The following is a 16,027-nucleotide window of genomic DNA, read 5'->3' as shown; positions in this document are numbered from 1 at the left end:
AACCCAGTCAGGGAGCATTTATGAACCAGAACCCGCAGGAATCGTCCAACGACGCCGCCATTGTTATTTGTCCCGATGGACCGATCCTGGTCCGCGGCGAGTTTGAGATCGTCACCCCGTCCGGGGGAGCAGTGCCGCGGTCGCGCAAAACAGTCGCCCTGTGCCGCTGCGGCGCGTCCGCGATCAAACCCTACTGCGACGGCACCCAGAAATTGATCGGGTTCCGAACCGAATTCCCTGCCACCCCGGGGACGAGAGAAGCGACGTGAGGCACCCCGGGAATGGTTGGGGATCTGTGGCACTTATCGCCGGATTCGTGGCCTCCGGTGACCGGAGTACGAACGCTTTGGACACCCGGCGCCTCACTCAAGGCGCCGGCGTCGTGCTCCGCAGTGTGGGCTGGGTGAAGGACGGCTGCGGGGCAACGAACGGGCAAACAGCGGGCGACTTGAAAAAGAAAGCATATTTTTTAGGAAATATTTGACTCAATCTTAGAGTCGTGGCACGCGCGCGGAGAGTTTGTGCAAGCGCTTACATCGACCGGGGTATGAGCCGTTTTGGTGTTTGAAATGTGGTTTTGAATCCTCGCCGGCACTGTCTACGGTGATGAACGTCCAGGAGGTCAGCACCCTCCCGGGCCACCGACGGGGCCCTACCGAGGCCCCGTCCCCTCGACACGATGGCGTCCTCGATGACGCCTGCGGTGTCATCGGGGCTGCCGGAGTTTCGGGGAATGAGGGCATATGCCCGTCTTCCACGAATGGTCTCAACTCCGCGAGAAGAGCAAAAATGCACGAGCACCCCAATACACACCGGAAGCTGCGGTGGCGTTCTGTCGCCGCGGCACTGGCGGCGGCCGTGGCGGCCTCCGTCTTCCTTGCCGTTCCGTCAGCCCAGGCAAACACGCCCTCGGATCCGCCGAGCGGCGGGCAGATGCCGGCTCCGACACCCGGCTTCCCCCTGCCCACGAAGCACACCCAGCAGGCGTTCGATCCGGCCGCGGCCTTCACCTCCAAGTGGACGCGTGCCGATGCCAAGCAGATTATGGCCCAAAGCAGCACAAGCGTAACCCCGGGCCAGAACTCCATGAGCCCGAACGTCACCATGCCGGAAATCCCCCAGGACTTCCCGGCCATGAACGACGACGTCTGGGTTTGGGACACGTGGTCCCTGACCGACGAGAACGCAAACCAGATCAGCTACAAGGGCTGGGACGTGATCTTCTCACTCGTTGCCGACCGCCACGCCGGCTACGGCTTCGACCAGCGGCACTGGAACGCCCGGATCGGCTATTTCTTCCGCAAGACCAACGCCGATCCGGCCAAGGACAAGTGGAACTACGGCGGACACCTGTTCCTGGACAACACCTCCGTCGGCAACACCGAATGGTCCGGTTCCACCCGCCTCATGCAGGGGAACCACGTCAACGTCTTCTACACCGCAACGACGTTCTACGACGTTGCCGAGCGCAACGCCGGCGGCGGCGGAATCGCCCCGGATGCCGTGATCGCCAAGGCACTGGGCAACATCCACGCTGACAAGAACGGCGTGAGCTTCGACGGCTTCGAGCACACCAAACTCCTTGAGCCGGACGGCGTCATGTACCAGAACAAGGCCCAGAACCCAGGGTTCGCCTTCCGGGACCCCTACACGTTCGTAGACCCGGCGCACCCGGGCAAGACCTTCATGGTCTTCGAAGGCAACACCGGCGGCCAGCGGGGCGACTACAAGTGCACGGAGCAGGACCTGGGCTACCAGCCCGGGGACCCCCGCGCCGAATCCGCGAACACCGTCAACGCCACCACCGGTGCATGGTTCCAGACGGCCAACGTGGGCCTGGCCGTGGCGGACAACAAAGACCTGACCAAATGGCACTTCCTGCCGCCGATCCTGTCCGCCAACTGCGTCAACGACCAGACCGAGCGTCCGCAGATCTTCATCCAGAGCGAGGGCGGCAAGAACAAGTACTACCTGTTCACCATCAGCCACCAGTTCACCTATGCGGATGGAATGCGCGGCCCCGACGGAGTTTACGGCTTTGTAGGCGACGGCGTCCGTTCCGACTACCAGCCCATGAACAACAGCGGCCTGACGCTGGCATCCCCCACGGACCTGAATATGCCAGCCAATGCGCCCGAAGGGCCGGATCCCCGGCAGAACGGCCGCCAGTTCCAGGCCTACTCGCACTACGTGCAGCCGGGCGGGCTGGTGCAGTCCTTTATCGACAACGTGGACGGCGTCCGCGGCGGGTCCCTCTCGCCCACCGTGAAGATCAACTTCCGCAACGGAGTTTCGGCCGTTGACCGCAGCTTCGGCCAGAACGGCCTGGGCCCGTTCGGGTACCTGCCCACGAACCTCAACGTCGGCGGTGCCGGGCTGTACAAGTAGTGCAGTAGGCAGTCATGAGGCGGAAGCGCCCGGATTTCCGGGTGCTTCCGTCCCCCCGCAGGCCCTGGACCGACAGGGCCTAGACCGACGGGCCATAGATGGGCGGGATGGCTTCCACCAAGACCAGGAATGTTAAATCATGAAAAACCATTGGACGATCTGGATGGTGGCCGCCGTGGCCGCCGCCGCGGCCGTTCTGATCGCGGTGGCGCTGGTCCCTTCGCCGGGATCCAGCCCGGGTTCCCAGAGCCACGCCGGGCAGGCGCAGCCAGCTTTCGACCGGCCCGAGGGGGCATCCGAGTTCCGGCCGAGCTATCACATAACGCCCGGGAAGAACTGGATGAATGATCCGCAGCGTCCCATCCTGCTCGACGGCGTGTGGCACTACTACTACCTCTACAACGCCGGGTACCCGAAGGAGAACGGCACCGAGTGGTACCACCTGACCAGCACGGACCTTGTGCACTGGAAGGAGGAGGGAGTGGCGATCACCAAGTACAAAAACGGGCTGGGCGACATCGAAACCGGAAGCGCCGTGGTGGACCAGGACAATTCGGCCGGCTTTGGCAAGGGGGCTGTCATTGCGGTCATGACGCAGCAGGACCAGGGAATCCAGCGGCAGTCCCTGTTCTATTCCACTGACCACGGATACTCCTTCACCGCCTATGCGCAGAACCCGGTCATGGAAAACCCGGGCGAACCGGACTGGCGGGATCCCAAAATCATTCGGGATGCGGCCCACGGCCAATGGGTGATGGCCCTGGCCGAAGGCGACAAGATCGGCATGTATACGTCGTCGAACCTGTTGGACTGGCACTACGCCTCAGGCATCGAACGCAAAGGTCTGGGCGTCCTAGAGTGCCCGGACCTCTTCCAGTTGGATCTCGACGGTGATCCATCCAAACGGACCTGGGTCCTGGCCGCCAGCGCCAACGGGAGCGAAGAGGGCTTCACCACGGGCGTTGCCTACTGGACTGGCGAATGGGACGGAACCCGATTCACCCCGTCTGACGGGCCGCACCAGTGGCTCGACGCCGGCTCCGACTTCTACGCCGCCGTGACGTGGGATGATCCCAGGCTCACCGAAAGCCAGCGGATGTCCTCGCGGCACGCCATCGGGTGGATGAACAACTGGCAGTACGCCCGGCAGCTGCCCACTCAGGACTGGCACGGCGGCGCCGACTCCATAGTGAGGGACATACGGCTGCAAACAATCGCCGGAAAGCCAACGCTGGTGTCGAGCCCCACGACTGCCATGAAGTCCCTTGAAGGCCCGGCGGCAACCACCGGGGAACGTCGACTGACACCGGATGGCGCAGGACAACTGCCGGTCCCGGAAGGCGGGGCGTACCGGCTCGATGTAACTCTAGAGCGGACAGCGCAGGACGACGGTTCCGTTGCCAGGATCGAACTCGAAAGCGGCGGGGGCACGTTTGCCACCGTCGGATACGACTTCGCCACCGAGTCAGCATTCATCTCCCGGGAGTCCGATGTTGCCGCCACCGGCAAGGCAGAACTCAGCCCCGACTATCGGGCATCGCGGCGCGCAGCCAGCCCAGCGCGGAACGGGACGGTGGAGCTAACGATTTTCGTCGACTATTGCTCGGTGGAGGTTTTCATCAACGGCGGGGAAAAGACCATGACGTCACTCGTTTTCCCCGCTGCGGGGACGCCGGGGGTCAAAGCCGTCACGGCAGGGGGCACGCTGACGCTGAAGTCCTTCAGCTACCGGCGCTTAGCCTCCACCCAGTGATCAGCTGTTGCCCGCAGCGGCGGGGATCCGGACGGCCCTGCCGCTGACCACTATTCCGCCGGCAGCGGGAATGTCCACGGTGAGCAGGCCCGGACGGCCGACGTGCCGTCCCTGGTGGATGAGGACTCTCGACGGGGGATCGACCAGGCCCAGGATGCGCAGGTAGGCGCCAACGGCCGCCGCGGCCGCCCCGGTTGCGGGGTCCTCCGTGATGGCACCCACCGGGAACAGGTTCCGGGCTTCGAATTCGCCATCTGCAATCGGGTGCAGGACGGTCACCGTCGCAGCCCAGCCCTGTGCGTCCATCAGCCGGCGCACGGCCTCCGGATCGAAGGAAAAGGAGTCGAAAAGATAGCGGTCCGCGACGACCAGCACCGGATGCCAGTTCCCCGAATACGCGATCCGCGGCGGATAGGCCGGATCGAGATCGTCCAGACCGAAACCGAGCAATCCAAGAAGTTCAGCCAGGACGTCGTCGTCGAAGGCGGCCAGTTGCGGTTCAACGCCCGTGAACGATGCCGTGATCTCGGCACCGTCCCCCGCCGTTTCAATGCGGACGGGGCCGACGGGGGTCTCGAAGGTGAAGGCGCCCGCCCCGTCGCGTGCGCTCAGCGCAACGGCCAGCGCAATCGTCGCATGCCCGCAGAATGGCACCTCGGCGATCGGCGAGAAGTACCGAACCCGGCTCCGGCGCGGGTCGCCGTCGACACCCGGCTCCGTCACGAAAGCCGTCTCTGCGTACCCGATGGCGGCCGCCACCGCCAGCATCCCGGCATCATCCAGATCACGGGCATCCAGCACCAGGCCTGCAGGATTTCCGCCGTTGGGCGTCGTGGAAAAGGCCGCATAGCGCAGGACCTCCGGGGTGGTTTCCATACACCGATCCTCCCATGCCGTGCCACCGCGTCTGTGGGAGCCGCCGGCGGACCGGCCCATGAACTCACTACCGAAAGCCTTGACCGGGCAAACCTGCGGCGGCCATGCTGTGCTAACTGCTCAGCAGCATCGACGGGAAGGCCCACCATGTCCCTTGCACCCTTTTCCTCGCGTTGCCGGGTGATCCTTGCGGCCGCCGCAAGCTTCGCGCTGATGCTGGCCGGAACGCCGGCCCACGCAGCCGGGGCTGCGGGCCCGGGCAACGATGTGTCGTGGCCCCAATGCGGCAAAACGCTGCCCCGGGGCCAGACGTTCGCCGTCGTCGGCGTGAACAATGGGCTGGCCAACACCACCAACCCGTGTCTGGCGACGCAGCTGTCCTGGGCCGGGACGTCCACCGGCGGAACTGGCCAGCCCCTGGTCGCGCTCTACGTGAACACCGCCAACCCCGGTACTTCAGGATCCTGGTGGCCTACCAGCAACAACTACGGAGGAACCACCGTCGCCAACCCCTACGGACAGTGCACCGAGGGTTCAGTCGAGGAAGCCTGCTCCTACATGTACGGCTATGCCAAGGCCTACGACGATGCCAACATCCGGGGGATAAGCAACGCGGCGGCCTACACGTGGTGGCTCGATGTCGAGACCGGCAACAGCTGGTCAACCCGCCCGGCGGCGAACCGTGCCGATCTGGAGGGGATGGCGGCCTTCTTCGCGAGTGTCGGAGCCCGAACGGGCCTTTACTCCGCCAAGACGCAGTGGACCCAAATTGTGGGAACGGTGCCGTCCTCGAGCAACCTTTACACGCTGCCCAGCTGGCTGGCCGGGGCGAAGTCACTCGCCGTGGCAAAACGCAAATGCTCCGAGGCGCCACTGACGGCCGGCGGGAAAGTCACCATTGCCCAGTACGTGTCGGGAGGATTCGACTACGACCATTCCTGTATCTGAGGGCCCAACGGGCACCGATTGGGACGAGACATGTCAGACCGCTAACACTTGACCTCAGTCCGGAGGTCGCGGATCGCGGCCTCGACGTTGGAGGCTTCGTCCCGGAGGGAATCAGCTGCTTGAGTCAACGTGGCATTGTCAGGCACCGCGGCGACTGCGGCATTGAACTTGGCTTCGGCGGCCATAACCGCCTCCGCCCGTTGCTGGGCGAGGTTCTCGCTTGCCTTGGCCAGCTCTTCATAGGTCTTGGAGACTTGGTCTTGGGCCGCGCGCACCTGCTCGATGGTGGCGTCCGGCTTGAGCGTGGCCTTGAAATTCGCCAGGGCCGCGGCATGGGCATCGGCAGCAGCGCAGATTTCCGACACGCTCGCGGGCGGGCTCGAGATGGCCGCGGTGGGGCTTGGGGTGGCAGCCGGCGGACTCGTGGGGCTGCATCCGGTGAGCAGTACGACGGCGGTCGCAAGTGCGATGGATCCCACGGTGATTGCGTGCGGTCTTGACATTTGGAGGCTCCTCTCCCAGCTGGGATCGCCCCCGAGCAGTGGGGCATCGAAGGGCATATCCATCGTCTGCCCGGGCGCGCGTGCGGACCTCATCCGCCGGGGGTGAAATGGGCGGTAGTGCGCTGCCGGCCGGCACGGGCCCAATGGCCCTTTTGGGACCTGCGGAACGCGGGTATTAATGGTTGTGCCACGGCGGGACGGGTCCTCCGCGACTGGTGTTGAAGCCGGGGCGGGCGGTCCAGGGCGGATGTTAAAAGCCTCCCTGGGCCGCCGCGGCGCTGAAGCAGATTTCCCGCTGTCACGGGAACAGCTCAGCGGAACAGCTGAGGAACAGTTCATCGAAACAGGTCGCCGGGACAGCCCGGAACCATACCAAAACGACAGAGGCCCTGGCTCTGACAAATGGGAGGCGCGGCGGTGTCCGCCCGGACGTATGCTGTTTTCATCGGTTCAGCAGTGAGCTGCGTGCTTTGATCTCGAGCGTGGAACATGACCCAAGGAATTGCAGGAGACGGCCGGCAGGATCGTTATGCCTCCTTCTGGGAGCTGCACTTCAACGACCCGGATGTCGGTGCCTTCCTCAGCGAAGCCGTGAGCGAGTTTGTTGACGACATCGGTGGTCCCGGCCGTGGGATCAGCTGGGCAGTGACACTGGTCGGGTCCGCGGAGGCCCTCACGCTGACTGCGGGCAGCGCACCGGCACGGGCCGCCGACGAGGCGCAGCGTTCCTTCGATGACGGGCCCGCCCGCACGGCGGTCCGAACCGGCGAATATGTGTTCGTGGGCGACACTTCCCTGGAGCGGCGCTGGCCCGGGTACGCCAGCGCTGCCGCAGCCTTCGGGGTCCGGTCCCTCGTATCCGTTCCACTGGCACCACAAGCGGTCTTCCATGCCGCCGTGAACCTGTACGCCGCGTGGCCGCACGTCTTCACCAGCGCAGACATCATCGCAGCGGCTCGGCTGGCCCGCTACATCTCCCGTGCACTGCGTTTGGTCCAGGAGTTGGCGCTGAGGTCCGGGGGCGGCGCAGATCTCTCCTCGGCGCAGCTCTCCCGGGCACTGGCAGGGCTGGCGCTGCGGACGCTGGTGCGGGAGTACGGGTTCAACGAAGAAGGGGCGCTTGACTACCTGCGCAGCGTCGCGGGCGGAGCCGCGCGGGAATCATCCGGCGCCACGGTCCACGTCCTGGTCCCCGATTCCGTTCCGGACCAGAACGTGCCCCTGCCCAGTCCCTATGCCGCGGCGCCACACGGCGGAGACACGCCCCCTGTCCGGCGGCGGCGGCGCAGGACGGGGACTCCGGCGTAGGCGGACACCGGCGCGCGCCCCGCGGGACGGCTAACCGGGCTAAGCCAGGGCAGCGGTCAGGCCGCGCTGGCGTCTTCTGTTCCGTGGGCATGGCCTGGCCGGAGGACCTTCAGCGCGCCGGACCACGCGATCACCTGGTCAAACAGCATCTGCAGGCTCTTTTCCGCGGCCGCCGTCGGGATGAAAGTGCGGTAATTCGCGAACTCCGTGGCCAGGGGCAGCGCCACTTGGGCCCGGACGTCGGCCATCTGCAGCTCCGCGGACACTCCGCGGAAGTGTTCGACGGCGCGGATGCCGCCGCTGCTTCCGTAGCTGACAAACCCGGCCGCCTTGTTGTTCCACTCCTTGTAGAGGTAGTCCACAGCGTTTTTCAGTGCGCCGGGAATCGAGTGGTTGTACTCGCCCGTGACGAAGATGTAGCCGTCGAATCCGTCGACAGCTTCGGACCAGGCCTTGGTGTAGGGCTGGCTGTACCGGCCGAGGGAGGGTGGCAGCGGCTCGTCCAGTAGCGGAAGATCAAAATCGGCGACGTCGAGGACGTCAAAAATGGCATCGCCGCGTTCTGATGCCCGGGCACTTACCCAGTCGGCGACGGCCTTTCCGAGGCGACCGGGCCGGGTGCTCCCGAGCACGATAGCGATGCGGATCATGGCGGGCTCCTTTCCGGAAGTAATGTTTGCCCACACTCAGAACAACAAAACGAGGGGCTCGAAACTTCCGCACCGCCGTGGGCCCCGCGGGTTCAGGGGCTAACGCGCGGCACGTCGATGGTCCGGCAGGATCCGTCCGCCGCGCAGCACGGCCACGAGGTCGAAACCCGGGTCGACGGCGATGATATCCGCGCGCATTCCAGCCCGGAGGGCGCCGATCTCGGCCTCCAGGCCCAGGACACGGGCCGGGACCAGGGTGGCCGCCGCGACGGCGTCGGCCGGACTCACTCCCGCCGCGATGGTGGCGCGGACAACCTCCAACAGGGTCGCCGTTCCCCCGGCAAGGGCGCCGTTGCTCCGCAGGGTGGCCACGCCGTCGTGCACCACCACATCCGCGGGGCCGAGTTCGTAGTCGCCGTCGGGCAGCCCGGTCGCCGCCATGGAGTCCGTCACCAGCGCGATGCCCCCGGCTCCGACCAGGTCAAAGACCATCCGGACCGTCTCCGGGTCGAGGTGCACGCCGTCGCCGACGAGCTCGACGACGACCGTGCCCGCGGCCGCCAGCCGCAGGCACGCGGCCGCCGGTCCGGGACTCCGGTGATGCAGGGGTGGCATGCCGTTGAACAGATGGGTCACCGTGGGCCGGGCGCGCGGCCCGAAGGCCCCGGAAGCCGCGCCCCCGCGGATGAGGTCCGCGGCCTCCGCCAGTGAGGCCGCGGCCACGGGGGCAGCGGCATCGGTATGGCCCAGCGAGGGGATCACCCCGTGGTCCGTGAGGATCCGGAGGAGCTCACCCGCGCCGGGCAGTTCGGGGGCGTACGTCATGGTCCGCAGGGCTCCGCCGGCCGCCGCCACCAGCCGCCGGAGCAGCGCAGGGTCGGGGGCGCGGAGCCAGTGCGGGTCCTGCGCGCCGGAGCGGGCGGCGGAGAGGAAGGGCCCCTCGCAGTGCACGCCGGCGATCAAGCCCTCGGCCGCCAGGACCTTGAGTACGCCGAGCGACCCCACCAGCTCATCTTCCGGGGCCGTGACGAGGCTGGCCAGGAGGCTGGTGGTCCCGTTGCGGTGCAGGAAGTCCACGGCCGCCCGGCAGGCCCGGTCGTTGCCGGCCGGGAATCCGCCGCCCGCGGCGCCGTGGCAATGGAGGTCGACAAGCCCGGGAAGCAGGGAGCTGCCGGGCGGCAGCGGGAGCTCCTCCGCACCCGGGAAATGTGCGGCGTCAAAGCCGTCGCCAGGTCCCGCGTAGGCGATCAGGCCGCCGTTCACCGCCACCACGCAGCCCGGTGTGCAGTCGCCGTCCGTGATGAGGGCACCCCGCAGGATGTAGGCAGGGGCGGCGGCTTCGCGGTCCTCGATGGGCAGGATCATGCTGCCAAACCTAGCGCAGCACGACCGTCCTGTTGCCCTGGAGGATGACGCGTCCCTCGCAGTGCCAGCGGACGGCGTTGGAGAGCGCCTTACACTCGGTGTCGCGTCCGGCGGCCACGAGGTCCTCGGGCCCGAAGGTGTGGTCTACTTCCACCACCTGCTGGGCGATGATCGGCCCCTCGTCCAGTTCGGCGTTGACATAGTGGGCTGTGGCGCCGACCGTCTTCACGCCCCGGGCGTGCGCCTGGTGGTAGGGCTTCGCGCCCTTGAAGCTGGGCAGGAAAGAGTGGTGGATGTTGATGGCGCGGCCATCCAGCTGGCGGGTGAGGTTGTCGCTGAGGACCTGCATGTAACGGGCCAGGACCACCAGTTCAACGTCCATCCGGTCGATCAGTTCCAGGAGCCGCTGCTCGGCCGCGGGCTTGGTGTCCGGCGTGATCGGCACATGGAAGAACGGGATTCCGTGCCATTCGACGGTCCGCCGGTGATCGGGATGGTTCGAGACGACGCCGACGATCTCGATGGGCAGTTCACCGGTGCGGGCCCGGTACAGCAGATCGTTGAGGCAGTGCTCGAACTTCGAGACCATGATCAGGACCCGCCGTTTGCTGCCGTGCCGCCGCAGGTCCCAGCGCATGCCGAATTTGTCGGCGACCGGAACGAAGGCTTCCCGAAGCGTGTCCAGGGTTGTTTGGTCCCCTGTCGAGGCGAAGTGGAGCCGCATGAAGAAATGGCCGTCCAGCTGTGAGTCGAACTGTTTGCTTTCCAGGATGTCGCAGCCCTGGTCCAGCAGGAAGCCGGAAACGGCGTGGACGATCCCGCGCGTTTCCGGGCAGTCCAGGGTCAGGATGTGCTCCACGGTTTCGGTGCTCTGGTTCTCGGCCATGGTCAGCACTCCACGACATTCACGGCGAGGCCTCCGCGGGAGGTTTCCTTGTACTTGGTTTTCATATCTGCTCCTGTTTCGCGCATGGTCTTAATGGCCTTGTCCAGCGAGACTTTATGGCTGCCGTCCCCGTGCAGGCACAGGCGGGCGGCGTTGATGGCTTTGACGCTGGCAATGGCGTTGCGTTCGATGCAGGGGATCTGCACCAGCCCGCCGACGGGGTCGCAGGTCAGGCCGAGGTTGTGTTCGATCCCGACTTCGGCGGCGTTTTCCACCTGTTCCGGGGTGCCGCCCAGCACTTCGCAGAGCCCCGCCGCCGCCATGGAGCACGCCGATCCGACTTCACCCTGGCAGCCGACCTCTGCCCCGGAGATGGAGGCATTGATCTTGAACAGGATCCCGACGGCGGCCGCGGCCAGCAGGAAGCGGACCACGCCGTCGTCGTTGGCGCCGGGGACGAACTTGACGTAATAGTGCAGCACGGCCGGCACAATGCCGGCGGCACCGTTGGTGGGCGCCGTGACGATCCGGCCCCCCGCGGCGTTTTCCTCGTTGACGGCCAGCGCGAAGAGGTTCACCCATTCCATGGCGAGCAGCGGGTCGGCAGGGACCTGGACCGGCGATGGGTTCCGGGCGTCCGCCTCGGCGCTGACGGCGGATGCTGCCAGCGTCCGAAACAACGACGGGGCGCGCCGTTTGACGTTCAGCCCGCCGGGCAGGATTCCCTCGGCAGCGCAGCCGTTTTCCACGCACTGGCGCATGACCGCCCACAGGGCCAAGAGCTTCTCCCGGAGGTCGGCTTCGGTGCGCCAGACGAGTTCGTTGGCCAGCATGACGTCGGAGACGGACATATTCTCTCGATGGCATATTTTGAGGAGTTCGTCAGCTGTTGTGAACGGGTAGGGCAGCACCGTGTCGTCGGCCACCACGTGGTCGGCGCCTTGTGCATTGCCATCGACGACGAAGCCGCCCCCAACCGAATAGAAGCTCCGTTCGCTGAGGACGTCGCCGGCGTGGTCGAGGGCCCGGAAGGTCATGCCGTTCGGATGGGCGGGCAGCGACTTGCGGCGGTGCAGAACCACGTCCTCATCCCAGTTGAAATCCACCCGGTGATGGCCGGCGAGCTGCAGTTCCGCATCCAGGGCAGCGGCTGCCACCTGGTCATCCGCCGTAGCGGTGTCCACTGTCTCGGGGTCCTGGCCCTGGAGGCCCAGGACGACGGCCTTGTCCGAACCGTGGCCCCGGCCGGTGGCGCCGAGGGAACCGAACAGCTCGGCCTGCACCCTCGCCGTGGAACTCAGCTGCCCGTCGCTCTTGAGCCCGTCGGCGAACCGCTTGGCCGCCCGCATCGGGCCGACCGTGTGGGAGGAGGACGGCCCGATGCCAACAGAAAACAGGTCGAGGACGCTGAGCGCCATCAGGGGACCTCGGTGGAGGCATATTCGCGCATGGCGTCGAGGAGCCAGCGGCCGAGGAACTCCGCGAAGGATGCCCGCGGGAAGATCCGGTAGGTCTCGTCCCCGGTCTTCCACAGAACGACGGGGATGCCGCCGATTTCCGTGGACAGGGCCGTTCCGGGCTGGAAGACGCGGGGGTGCAGGTCCAGGGCGCAGCCCTTCTCCAGCACAGCACTGGCCCGGGGTCCGGAGAGCTCGAGCGTGGTGCGGTTGGCGGAGAGATCCACCACCTGGCCCTGGCCGTCGCCCAGTGCTGCGATGAGCGCCCGGGGGAGCTCACCGCCCAGGCTTTCGTGGGATTCGGCGGGGGCCACGAGCAGGAATTCTGCCGGGCCCAGCCACAGCACTGCGGTGTCGCCGCTGCCGCGGACTTCCCCGGAAGCGGAGGGCAGGCCACCTGTGAGGGCGCCCAGCCGCTTCCCTGCGTCGCCGGCAGGATCGACCCGGAGCCCTGCCATGGTCAGAAACGGCACCTCGCGCAGCTCCACGGTGCCCGCAACGGATCCCGCTTCAAAAGCCGTTCTCAGGAGTGACGCCGGACTCTTCCTGAGGGTCTGGATCTTCTTGGAATTTTCGAGTGCTGCGGTGTCAGCCATCTTTGCGGGCCCCTTCAGAGTCAAATAGTACGGTTTCTGCGACGATTACGTCCACGAGTTGGTCGCCGGCGGCGGCCACCAGGGTCTCGCCAATGCGGTTGCGGCCGTTCTTGATCAGGGCCAGGGCAAACGACCTGCCCAGCGCCGCACTGTGGTAGCTCGAGGTCACGAATCCCTGCATGGGCACGGGGCCGTAGGCGGGGTTGACGGTGATGCCCTGTTCCACCAGTTGGGTGCCTTCGGGGAGCCGGATGGTGCCGTCCACGGGGAGGACGCTGACCAGGTGTTTCCGGTCGGTGCGGCCGGCGTCCTTGCGGGTGTAGGAGCGTTTGCCGATGAAGTCCTTGACCTTGGACACGACCCATTCCATGCCGGCGTCCTGCGGTGTCACGGTCCCGTCAGTGTCCTGGCCGACGATCGGATACCCCTTCTCCGCACGCAGCACGTGCATGGTCTCGGTACCGTACGGGGTGATGTTGAACTCCGCGCCGGCCGCCGCCACGGCTTCCCAGGTGCTCAGCCCGTACCAGGACGGGATGTTGATTTCGTAGGCCAGTTCGCCGGAGAACGAGATCCGGCAGACCCGGGCCTGGACACCGGATGCCAGGGTGGTTTCCTTGAACGTCATGAACGGGAAGGCCTCGGCGTCCAGGCCGCCGTCGGCTGCCAGTTCCGGAGCCACTTTGGCGAGAACGGCGCGGGATTTCGGACCGACGACGGCGATGGTGGACCACTGCTCCGTGACGGAGGTGCAGTGCACATCCAGTTCCGGCCATTCGGTCTGCAGCCATTCCTCCAGCCAGTCCAGCACCTTGGCCGCGCCGCCGGTGGTGGTGGTCATGAAGAACCGGTCCTCGTCCAGGCGCAGGGTGACGCCGTCGTCGAAGATCATTCCGTCCGGGGTGCACATGACGCCGTAGCGGGCCGAACCCGGAGCGAGTTTCTTGAACGCGTTGGTGTAGATGCGGTTCAGGAACTCGCCGGCGTCCTTGCCGCGGATCTCGATCTTGCCCAGGGTGGTGGCGTCCATGAAGCCCACGGATTCCCGGACGGCGGCGCATTCACGGAGCACCGCAGTGTCCATGTCCTCGCCGTCCTGCGGGTAGTACCAGGGGCGCTTCCACTGGCCGACGTCTTCGAAGAGGGCTCCCTGGACGACATGCCAGGGGTGGATGGAAGTGAGGCGTGCGGGGTCGAAGAGTTCGCCGCGCTGGCGTCCGGCCAGGGCGGCAAACGCCACGGGCGTGAAGGGGGCGCGGTAGGTGGTGGTGCCAATGTCGCCGATCCCGCGGGACGCTTCGCCGGCTGTCCGGAGCGCGGCGGCGATGACGCCGATCGCATTCACCCCGGAGGTCTTGCCCTGGTCGTTGGCGGTGCTGATCGAGGTGTAGCGCTTGATGTGCTCCACGGACCGCATGCCGGCACCGGTGGAGCGGAGGACATCGGCCACGGACTGGTCGCGCTGGAAATCCACGAAGTGGTGGTGCCAGTCATCCGGGCCGCCGTCCTGCCCGGGTACCAGCCAGAGCTGGCGGGTGGGGGCGGCGGCGCGCGGCGGCGTCGGCGCAGACGGTTCAGCATCGGACTCAAAGCCCGCGGCGATGACCGCCGCGGCCCCGGCGGAGATGCCTTCGGCCACGCAGTCGTCGAGGTCGAAGCTGCCGCGTCCGGAGCCGGCCACCTGCTGGTTGGGGACCACGCTGTTGGGGACGAAGGCGGCGAGGTCTTCGTCCCAGCGGAGCCTGCCCTGGCGCTGGGAGTGCAGGTGCACCACCGGTGACCAGCCGCCGGAGACGGCCAGCAGGTCGCAGGCGAGGTGTTCGATGCCCGAGGTGAGTTCGCCGGCGTCGTTGATGCTCCGGACGGTAACGCCGAGGAGCCGGCCGTCGCCGGACACAGCAGCGGTGGTGTTGGCGACGGCGCTGCCGATCAGCACCCGCGTTCCCGCGGCCGCAGCTGCCGCGGCGGTTTCGCTCAGCTGTGGGCGGGCGTCCACGACGGCCTCGACCTTGATGCCGGCGGCGCGGAGGTCGGCGGCCAGGGCGTAGGCGCTGTCGTTGGTGGTGCTGATGACCACCCGGGAACCGGCGGCGACGGCGTAGCGGTTGAGGTAGCTGCGCACCGCGGAGGCCAGCATGATGCCGGGGCGGTCGTTGTTTTCGAAAACGAGCGGGCGTTCGTGGGCGCCCGGGGCCAGGATGACCTGGGCGGCGCGGATGTGCCAGATCCGCTGGCGGGACACGCCGGGCGCGGCCGGGGTGAGGAGGTGGTCCGTCCGGTTCTGGGCCGCGATGATGTAGTTGGAGTCGTAGGAGCCGAAGGCCGTGGTGCGGTTCAGTACCGTGCACTCGGCCGCGGAGATCAGTTCGGCTTCAACATTGGCCACCCATTCCAGGGCGGGCTGCCCTTCGATGCTCTCGACGAGGGCCGGATCCGTGGAGCCGGACAACAGCGAGCCGCCCAGTTCGGGCTGGTCGTCGATAAGGATGACCCGGGCGCCGGAGCGGACGGCCTCGCGGGCCGCGGCCAGGCCTGCCGGGCCGCCACCGACCACCAGGACGTCGGTGTGGACATACTTCTTGTCGTATTCGGCGTGGTCCTCGGCCGGGTCCAGCTTGCCCAGTCCGCTGAGCAGTTCAGCGCTGAGGCCGTCCACGAGGGACACCGTGGTGGCCGGGAGCATGGATTCGGCCACGTGGCCCGGGAACCGGGCCGCGATCTTGACCAGGGCGTTGGATTCCTCGACGCCAGCGGACATGATGCCGCGGGGCCGTCCCTCATACAGGGAGTCGCCTGCGCGGAGCCGGCCGTTGGCCAGCAGGGCGGAGGCGAGGGTGTCGCCGGGGTGGCCAGTGTACTCACGGCCGTCCAGGGTGAAGCGCCACGTGACGCTGCGGTCGATGCGTCCGCCGGTGCTAAGACGCGCGGGCTGCGGCTGAGCGGTCATTTGACTGCTCCTTCCGGGGAGACGGGGCTGGTGACGGTGGGGGCTGTGGGGCCCGTGGCTGCGTTTTCCTTGTCAGGGCGAAGCTGGCCCATCGGATATACGGCCTGGATGTCGTAGGTGACGGTGTCGCGGAGCATGTTGAACCATTGCCGGCAGCCGGTGCTGTGCAGCCAGCGTTCGGCGAAGGCGCCCTTGGTGTTGTCGCGGTAGAACAGGTACTCGGCCCATTCGCGGTCCGTGAGCTCTGCCGGGTTTTCGGGGTAGGCCACGTGGGCCTGTCCGCCGTAGTGGAATTCGGTCTCGTCGCGGGGACCGCAGTTGGGGCAGGGAATCAGGAGCATGTCCTTACC

At 66.8% G+C, this 16,027-nt stretch carries 14 protein-coding genes; 5 read left to right on the top strand and 9 right to left on the bottom strand.

Going from position 1 to position 16,027, the window contains the following annotated elements; translation table 11 throughout:
• Nucleotides 1–20: 20 nt before the first annotated feature.
• The 3 genes from AC1DKN_RS01355 to AC1DKN_RS01345 all read left to right on the top strand — a co-directional run bounded on the left by AC1DKN_RS01355 (nucleotide 21) and on the right by AC1DKN_RS01345 (nucleotide 4,141).
• Entirely contained in the window at nucleotides 21–269 is a 249-nt protein-coding gene (locus AC1DKN_RS01355) for a CDGSH iron-sulfur domain-containing protein (RefSeq protein ID WP_476870256.1), read from the top strand.
• A 520-nt stretch (nucleotides 270–789) separates the two neighbouring features.
• Nucleotides 790–2,388 carry a glycoside hydrolase family 68 protein gene (locus AC1DKN_RS01350; RefSeq protein ID WP_476870255.1) on the top strand — a complete coding sequence of 533 codons (1,599 nt, stop codon included), beginning with the start codon at nucleotides 790–792 and terminating at the stop codon, nucleotides 2,386–2,388.
• A gap of 139 nt (nucleotides 2,389–2,527) precedes the next feature.
• Nucleotides 2,528–4,141, top strand: a complete 1,614-nt coding sequence (locus AC1DKN_RS01345; protein ID WP_476849984.1) for a glycoside hydrolase family 32 protein — start codon at nucleotides 2,528–2,530, stop codon at nucleotides 4,139–4,141.
• On the opposite strand, the gene AC1DKN_RS01340 is transcribed toward AC1DKN_RS01345, so the two are convergent.
• Nucleotides 4,142–5,017, bottom strand: a complete 876-nt coding sequence (locus tag AC1DKN_RS01340) for a PhzF family phenazine biosynthesis protein (RefSeq protein ID WP_476870254.1) — start codon at nucleotides 5,015–5,017, stop codon at nucleotides 4,142–4,144.
• Nucleotides 5,018–5,164: 147 nt separating this feature from the next.
• On the opposite strand from AC1DKN_RS01340, the gene AC1DKN_RS01335 reads away from it, so the two are divergent.
• On the top strand, nucleotides 5,165–5,965 hold the full coding sequence (locus AC1DKN_RS01335; RefSeq protein ID WP_476870253.1) for a glycoside hydrolase family 25 domain-containing protein: 801 nt from the start codon (nucleotides 5,165–5,167) through the stop codon (nucleotides 5,963–5,965).
• Nucleotides 5,966–6,006: 41 nt separating this feature from the next.
• Here the strand turns inward: AC1DKN_RS01335 and AC1DKN_RS01330 are convergent, their stop codons facing one another.
• Nucleotides 6,007–6,468, bottom strand: a complete 462-nt coding sequence (locus AC1DKN_RS01330) for a hypothetical protein (protein WP_459383551.1) — start codon at nucleotides 6,466–6,468, stop codon at nucleotides 6,007–6,009.
• 489 nt (nucleotides 6,469–6,957) lie between these two features.
• Between AC1DKN_RS01330 and AC1DKN_RS01325 the strand changes: the two genes are divergently transcribed.
• The gene (locus AC1DKN_RS01325) at nucleotides 6,958–7,776 is read left to right on the top strand and encodes a GAF domain-containing protein (RefSeq protein WP_476870252.1); all 819 of its coding nucleotides are present in this window, start codon (nucleotides 6,958–6,960) and stop codon (nucleotides 7,774–7,776) included.
• A 56-nt stretch (nucleotides 7,777–7,832) separates the two neighbouring features.
• Here the strand turns inward: AC1DKN_RS01325 and AC1DKN_RS01320 are convergent, their stop codons facing one another.
• The 7 genes from AC1DKN_RS01320 to AC1DKN_RS01290 all read right to left on the bottom strand — a co-directional run bounded on the left by AC1DKN_RS01320 (nucleotide 7,833) and on the right by AC1DKN_RS01290 (nucleotide 16,018).
• On the bottom strand, nucleotides 7,833–8,426 hold the full coding sequence (locus AC1DKN_RS01320) for an NADPH-dependent FMN reductase (protein ID WP_476870251.1): 594 nt from the start codon (nucleotides 8,424–8,426) through the stop codon (nucleotides 7,833–7,835).
• Between the two features lie 99 nt (nucleotides 8,427–8,525).
• Nucleotides 8,526–9,791, bottom strand: a complete 1,266-nt coding sequence (locus AC1DKN_RS01315; RefSeq protein ID WP_476870250.1) for an N-acetylglucosamine-6-phosphate deacetylase — start codon at nucleotides 9,789–9,791, stop codon at nucleotides 8,526–8,528.
• A gap of 10 nt (nucleotides 9,792–9,801) precedes the next feature.
• Nucleotides 9,802–10,677, bottom strand: a complete 876-nt coding sequence (gene purU / locus AC1DKN_RS01310) for a formyltetrahydrofolate deformylase (protein ID WP_243178245.1) — start codon at nucleotides 10,675–10,677, stop codon at nucleotides 9,802–9,804.
• A 2-nt stretch (nucleotides 10,678–10,679) separates the two neighbouring features.
• Nucleotides 10,680–12,095 (bottom strand): L-serine ammonia-lyase, encoded by a 1,416-nt coding sequence (locus tag AC1DKN_RS01305; protein ID WP_476870249.1) that lies wholly within the window; start codon nucleotides 12,093–12,095, stop codon nucleotides 10,680–10,682.
• On the bottom strand, nucleotides 12,095–12,730 hold the full coding sequence (locus AC1DKN_RS01300) for a sarcosine oxidase subunit gamma (RefSeq protein WP_476870248.1): 636 nt from the start codon (nucleotides 12,728–12,730) through the stop codon (nucleotides 12,095–12,097). The genes AC1DKN_RS01305 and AC1DKN_RS01300 overlap by 1 nt, the downstream gene beginning before the upstream one ends.
• Nucleotides 12,723–15,677, bottom strand: coding sequence for a 2Fe-2S iron-sulfur cluster-binding protein (locus tag AC1DKN_RS01295; RefSeq protein ID WP_476870247.1), 2,955 nt, complete (start codon nucleotides 15,675–15,677; stop codon nucleotides 12,723–12,725). Before AC1DKN_RS01295 ends, AC1DKN_RS01300 begins: the two co-directional genes overlap by 8 nt.
• Complete coding sequence (locus AC1DKN_RS01290; protein ID WP_476870246.1) at nucleotides 15,674–16,018, bottom strand: sarcosine oxidase subunit delta; 345 nt, start codon at nucleotides 16,016–16,018, stop codon at nucleotides 15,674–15,676. The genes AC1DKN_RS01295 and AC1DKN_RS01290 overlap by 4 nt, the downstream gene beginning before the upstream one ends.
• Between the last annotated feature and the right edge of the window lie 9 nt (nucleotides 16,019–16,027).

The organism is Arthrobacter sp. 01N444, assembly GCF_056399305.1.
The sequence above is the reverse complement of the archived record's forward strand: the minus strand, read 5'-3'. Positions and strand labels throughout refer to the sequence as shown.